The 6,146-nt window shown below is 74.4% G+C and carries 4 protein-coding genes and 2 pseudogenes; 3 read left to right on the forward strand and 3 right to left on the reverse strand.

Features of this window, described 5'->3' with window-relative positions; genetic code table 11:
• Both AC529_RS20310 and AC529_RS03910 read right to left on the reverse strand, forming a co-directional pair.
• Positions 1 to 665 (reverse strand): annotated as a pseudogene (locus AC529_RS20310) (hypothetical protein); the annotation flags it as partial.
• Positions 662 to 1,360 (reverse strand): response regulator transcription factor, encoded by a 699-nt coding sequence (locus AC529_RS03910; RefSeq protein WP_068753534.1) that lies wholly within the window; start codon positions 1,358 to 1,360, stop codon positions 662 to 664. The pseudogene AC529_RS20310 and the gene AC529_RS03910, both read right to left, overlap by 4 nt.
• Positions 1,361 to 1,503: 143 nt before the next feature.
• Between AC529_RS03910 and AC529_RS03915 the strand changes: the two genes are divergently transcribed.
• Positions 1,504 to 1,929, forward strand: a complete 426-nt coding sequence (locus tag AC529_RS03915; protein WP_068753536.1) for a hypothetical protein — start codon at positions 1,504 to 1,506, stop codon at positions 1,927 to 1,929.
• Positions 1,930 to 1,949: 20 nt separating this feature from the next.
• On the opposite strand, the gene AC529_RS03920 is transcribed toward AC529_RS03915, so the two are convergent.
• On the reverse strand, positions 1,950 to 2,906 hold the full coding sequence (locus AC529_RS03920) for an HpcH/HpaI aldolase/citrate lyase family protein (RefSeq protein WP_068753538.1): 957 nt from the start codon (positions 2,904 to 2,906) through the stop codon (positions 1,950 to 1,952).
• A 124-nt stretch (positions 2,907 to 3,030) separates the two neighbouring features.
• Here AC529_RS03920 and AC529_RS03925 point away from each other — a divergent pair, with 124 nt between their 5' ends.
• Together AC529_RS03925 and AC529_RS20765 are read left to right on the forward strand one after the other, a co-directional pair.
• Positions 3,031 to 5,361: a molybdopterin guanine dinucleotide-containing S/N-oxide reductase gene (locus AC529_RS03925; protein ID WP_068753540.1), complete on the forward strand. Its 2,331-nt coding sequence runs from the start codon at positions 3,031 to 3,033 to the stop codon at positions 5,359 to 5,361.
• 53 nt (positions 5,362 to 5,414) lie between these two features.
• Positions 5,415 to 6,146, forward strand: a pseudogene (locus tag AC529_RS20765) (hypothetical protein); the annotation flags it as partial.

The raw sequence follows: 6,146 nt of genomic DNA on the forward strand, positions 1-6,146 counted from the left end.
GGAGGTGACGTACTCGGCGGCCTCGGTGAGGCTGACCAGGCGTCCGGTGGATGCGGCGCGCCACCCAGCCAGCCCGCCCCGCCCGCGCCGACCAGCGCCACCACGCCGACCAGCACCAGTTGCGCGGCCAGCGTGTCCAGCAGCCGCTCGGTGGGGGTGAGGCGCTGCACGATCTGCACCGCGCCCAGCCCTTGGCCGAAGGAGACCGTGGCCACGCGCAGCGGCTCGCCGAGGGACTCCTTGTCGTCCCGCAGGTTCACCAGCCCGCCGGCGTAGTGTCCGGCGACGGCGCGGTCGGCCTCGGTGACCGTGAGCGTGCCCGAGACGCGGCCGCCGCCCAGCGGGACGATGACGGCGCCCGTGCCGTCGATCAACTGGAACGAGAAGGTGTCCGAGTGGACGAGGGTGAGCTCGTTGAAGCGGCTGTCCCCGGCCGGGGCGTTGCGCAGCGTCTGCGCGACGCTGGAGACGGTGGAGTTGAACTCCTGCTGGGCGCTGTCGCGGACCAGGCTGGCGGCGGCGCTGTAGGCGAGCGACCCGACGAGCACGATGAGCACGGCGGCGGCGGCCGCGAACGTCACCGCGAACCGGGTGCCCAGGCTGGTCGCGCCGAACCCGCGCAGCAGGCCGCGCACCCGCTCGCCCAGGGCGGTGGCGGCGCTCATTTCGGCCGGAGGGTGTATCCGACGCCGCGGACCGTCTGGATGAGCGGGGTGGTCCCCTGCGGTTCCAGTTTGCGCCGCAGGTAGCTGATGTAGACGGCGAGGTTCTTGGACTCGGGGCCGAAGTCGTAGCCCCAGATCCGGTCGTAGATGGTGGCGTGGTCGAGCACGATCCCCGCGTTGCGGGCCAGCAGCTCCAGCAGGTCGAACTCGGTCTTGGACAGTTCCACCTCGCGTCCGGCGCGCCAGACGCGCCGCGCCCCCGGGTCGATGCGCAGGTCGCCGACCTGGATGAGCGGTTCGGCGGCGCCCTCGCCGGTGGTGGGTGCGGCCCGGCGCAGCAGGGCGCGCATGCGGGCGAGGAGTTCGTCGAGGTCGAAGGGCTTGGGCAGGTAGTCGTCGGCTCCGGCGTCGAGCCCGGCCACCCGGTCGGGGGTCTCCACCCGCGCGGTGAGCATGAGGATGGGGGTGCGGTCGCCCTCGGCGCGCAGCACCTGGCACACGCCCAGGCCGTCCACGCCCGGCATCATCACGTCGAGGATGAGCAGGTCGACGGGGTCGGCGTGGACCGCGGCGAGCGCCTCCACGCCGTCGGCTGCGGTGCGGGTCCGGTACCCCTCCAGTTGCAGCGCCCGTTCCAGGGACTCGCGGATGGCGCGGTCGTCGTCGGCGATGAGCACGGTACGGGCAGAACTCATGGTCTCATCGTCGCCCATGGGGGTTAGTGGCCGGTAAGAGGACCCGCGGAGTGCGGTGAGAAGCCGGGGCGGGGGCGGGTGGTCGCGGCGAAAACGGGTAGTGGGGGCGCGTTTCCGGTACGTCGGGTTCCGTGGAGGAGCACATGGCTTTCCGTATCGCCCACCTGCCCGTCCGGCTGGCCGCGGGCGCGTACATCCTCAACTCCGGCCTCGGCAAGCGGGGCGCCGACCCGGACACCGCGGCCTACCTGCACGGTGCGGCCTCCCGGGTGTTCCCGGCCGTGCGGGACGTCCCGCCGGAGCGGTTCGCGAAGCTGCTGAGCAACGCCGAGCTCGGGCTGGGCGCGGCGCTGCTGCTGCCGTTCGTGCCCAGTGCCCTGGTGGGGGCGGCGCTCACCGGGTTCGGGGTCTCGCTGCTGGGCCACTACTTCACCGAGCCGGGCACCCGCATGGAGGACGGCATCCGCCCCACCCCGCAGGGCCTCGCCCTGGCCAAGGACGTGTGGCTGGTGGGGATGGGGCTGACGCTGCTCCTCGACGGGATGCGCCCGCCCTGCCCGGTGCGCTGAGCGGGCTGCCGCCCGTCGGCTCACTCCGGGTCGGGGGTGAACTCGCGGGTCCGCTTCATCCCGGCGGCGCGGCCCTTGGCCGCGACGACGAGCGCCATCTTGCGGGAGGCCTCGTCGAGCATCTCGTCGCCGAGCATCACCGCGCCGCGGCGCTGCACGGTGGTGGCGTGCTCGTAGGCGTCGAGGACCAGTTCGGCGTGGTCGTAGTCCTCCTGGGTGGGGGCGTAGACCTCGTTGGCGGCGGTCACCTGGCCGGGGTGCAGCACCCACTTGCCGTCGAAGCCGAGGGCGGCGGTGCGCCGTGCGGCGCGGGTGAACCCGTCGACGTCGCGGATCTTCAGGTAGGGGCCGTCGATGGCCTGGAGGTCGTGGGCGCGCGCGGCCAGGAGGATGCGCATCAGCACGTAGTGGTAGGCGTCGCCGACGTCGTAGCCGGGCGGCTGCTCCCCCACCGTGAGCGTCTTCATGTTGATGCTGGCCATGAAGTCGGCGGGGCCGTAGACGAGGGTCTCCACGCGGGGGGAGGCGGCGGCGATCTCGTTGATGCGGGTCAGGCCGCGGGCGTCCTCGATCTGCACCTCGATGCCGATGCGCCCCTGCTCCAGGCCGACGGCGCGTTCGACCTGGGTGAGCAGGGTGTCCAGCCAGTGCACGTGTGCGGGGTCGGTGACCTTGGGCAGCACCAGGCAGTCGAGGTGGGCTCCGGCGCCCTCCACGACCGTGATGACGTCGCGGTAGGCCCAGGCGGTGGTGGCGTCGTTGACGCGGACCGTGCGGACCTTGCCGTCCCAGCCGCCCTCGGTGAGCGCGGCCACCGCGTTGTGCCGGGCCTTCTCCTTCTCCAGGGGTGCGACCGCGTCTTCGAGGTCGAGGAAGAAGGCGTCCACGTCCAGGCCGCGGGCCTTCTCGATGAACCGTGGGTTGGACGCCGGGACCGCCAGCACCGACCGCCGCGAGCGCGACGCGACCGCATTCATGGGTGACTCCTCAGCCGAAGTTCGACGGTGTTGCCCTCTCATCCTGGCAAAACCCTGTCTCCCGGGAGCGGGCGCGGGGCCCCTAAGCTGGCGCGGAGGCACCGGGAGGGAGGGCGCGGAGGCGATGGCGGAGGGCACGGAGGGTGTGACGGCGTACCCGACGAGCGCGCACTGGGGCGCCTTCGAGGTGCTGGTGCGCGACGGCCGGGTGGTGGGGGTGCGGCCCGATCCGGGCGATCCGGCGCCCTCGCCGGTGATCGCGAACACCGTGGACGCCCAGTACCACCCCACGCGGGTGGCCCGGCCCGCGGTGCGCAGGCGCTGGCTGGAGCGGGGGCCCGGCCCCGACCCGCGGCGCGGCGACCCGGACGACGAGTACGTGGCGCTGGACTGGGACACCGCACTGGACCTGGTGGCCGCCGAGGTGGACCGGGTGCGGCGCGAGCACGGCAACGCGGCGATCTTCGGCGGCTCCTACGGCTGGGCGAGTGCGGGCCGCTTCCACCACGCGCAGAGCCAGTTGCACCGCTTCCTCAACACGGTGGGCGGCTACACGCGGTCGGTGACCACCTACAGCCACGGGGCCGCGGAGGTGCTGCTGCCGCACGTGGTGGGCGCGGCGGGCGCCCACGACCTGCTGTACCGGCCGCCGACCTGGGAGGCGATCGCCGAGCACACCGACCTGCTGGTGAGTTTCGGCGGGCTGCGCGTGTCCAACACGTGGGTGTCGTCGGGCGGGCGGGCCGCGCACACCGCCGAGGGCGGCATGCGGGAGGCGGCGCGCCGGGGCACCGAGTTCGTGTCGGTGAGTCCGCTGCGCGACGACACCGCGGCCGAGCTGGGCGCCCGGTGGGTGTCGGCGGCGCCGGGCACGGACACCGCGATCCTGCTGGCGCTGATCCACGTGCTGGTCGTCGAGGGCCTGGCCGACACCGCGTTCCTGGACCGCTACACCGTGGGCTGGCCGCGGCTGCGCGGCTACGTGCTGGGCGAGGGCGACGGCGTGCCGAAGACCCCGGAGTGGGCGGCGGCGCTCAGCGGGGTGGCCGCCGCGGAGCTGCGGGCGCTGGCGCGGCGGATGGCGCGCGGCCGCACCCTGGTCAACGTGGGCTGGTCGGTGCAGCGGGCCCGGTACGGGGAGCAGCCGCTGTGGGCGGGCCTGGCGTTGGCGGCGTGCCTGGGGCAGATCGGGCTGCCCGGCGGCGGGTTCGCCACCGGCTACGGGTCGATGGGCAACTACGGGGGCGGGTCCACCCCGGGCGGGCTGCCCCGGCTGCCGCAGGGCCGCAACCCGGTGGACTCGCTGATCCCGGTGGCGCGGGTGGCGGACATGCTGCTGCACCCGGGGGAGCCGTTCGACTTCGACGGGCGGCGGCTGCGCTACCCGGACGTGCGCCTGGTGTACTGGGCGGGCGGCAACCCGTTCCACCACCACCAGGACCTGGCGCGGCTGCGGCGGGCGTTCGCCCGTCCCGACACGGTGGTGGTCAACGAGACGCACTGGACGGCCACGGCCCGCCACGCCGACGTGGTGTTCCCGGTGACGACCACGCTGGAGCGGGAGGACTTCGCGGCGAGCAACGGGGACCTGCGGCTGCGGGTGATGCGGCGGGCGGTCCCGCCGCACGGCGCGGCCCGCGACGAGTACGCTGTCTTCACCGGCCTCGCGGAGCGGCTGGGGGTGGCCGAGGAGTTCACGGAGGGACGTGACGCCCGGCAGTGGCTGCGGCACCTGTACGAGGAGTGGCGGCAGCGGCAGGGCCCGGACTCCGGGCTTGCGGACTTCGACGGCTTCTGGGCCGCCGGCGGGGTGGACCTTCCGAACCGGGTGGCGGACACCACGCTGTTCGGTGAGTTCCGCGCCGACCCCCTGGCGCATCCGCTGGGCACGCCGAGCGGGCGGATCGAGCTGTACTCGGAGACGGTCGCGGGCTTCAGGTATCCCGACTGCCCGGGGCATCCGGTGTGGCTGGACCCACCCGAGCGGCCGGGCACGGAGCTGGCGCGGCGGTGGCCGCTGACGCTGGTCGCCAACCAGCCCCGGGAGCGGTTGCACAGCCAGCAGGACATGGGCGCCTACAGCCGCGCGGGCAAGGTCGCCGACCGGGCTCCGGTGCGGCTGCACCCGGACGACGCGGCCGCGCGCGGCATCGCCAACGGCGACGTGGTGCGGCTGTACAACGACCGGGGCTCGTGTCTGGCGGGCGCGGTGCTGGACGACGGGGTCCGCCCGGGGGTGGTGCAGTTGTCCACGGGCGCCTGGTTCGATCCGTCCTCGCCGGAGGCGACGTGCGTGCACGGCAACCCGAACGCGGTGACCGCTGATGTGGGCACGTCGCGGCTGGCCCAGGGCTGCACCGGCCAGTTGGCGCTGGTGCAGGTCGAACGGTTCGACGGCACCCCGCCGCCGGTGCGTGCCTTCGTCCCGCCCCGTATCGTCGACCGGGCGGAGTAGCGGGGTGCTTTCCCTCCCCGGCGTCCCCTCGATCCCCTAGAGTGCGAACCATCATGAAACGTCGAACCTCCTCGCGGTCCTCGCGACCCGCACGGCCCTCGTCGCAGCGCCAGCGCCCCGGCGGCGCCCGACGCTCCCTCGGCCCGCTGCTGCGCCTGGCCCTGCCCGTGCTGGCCACCGCGCTCACCCTGGGCTCGCTCCTGGTCAACACCATGTCGGGCGGCTCCCCCACGGCGTGGGTGCTGACCGGGGTCAGCGTGCTGGTGTGTGCGGGCGCATGGTGGACCCACTTCGCGGCCTCGGCCGCGGAGAAGGCCGACCGGCGTGCCGCCGCGCAGGTCCCGGCCTATCCGGAGGACGACCTCGACTACGACGACGGCCGCGGCTACCACGACGGCTACGACGGTCCCGGCTACGGGGACCGCGGCGGGTACGAGGACGGTCCCGGGTACGGCGACCGCGCCGACGAGGGCGGCGCGCCCGGCGACGGCTACGGCGCCGACGCCGCGGCCACCTCGGTCTACGACGCCGCCGCGACGACCGCCTTCCCGAGTGCCCCGGCTCCCGGGGACACCGGCGGCTCCCCGGCCTGGGAGGCGCGGGACAACGCCTCCGACGCCACCGCCGTCTGGAACTCTTCGGACACGGGCGGTTTCCCGGCGGACATCCCGCCGCCGCCCTACGGCACGGCCCCCGCCGCCCCGGGCCCCGAAGTGCCGGGAGTCCACGGCGACCCCTTCGGCGGCACACCCGCCCAGCCTCCCGCTTCGGAGACGACCGGTTCG

It is taken from the genome of Thermobifida cellulosilytica TB100 (assembly GCF_001517975.1).
Taxonomy (GTDB): Bacteria; Actinomycetota; Actinomycetes; order Streptosporangiales; family Streptosporangiaceae; genus Thermobifida; species Thermobifida cellulosilytica.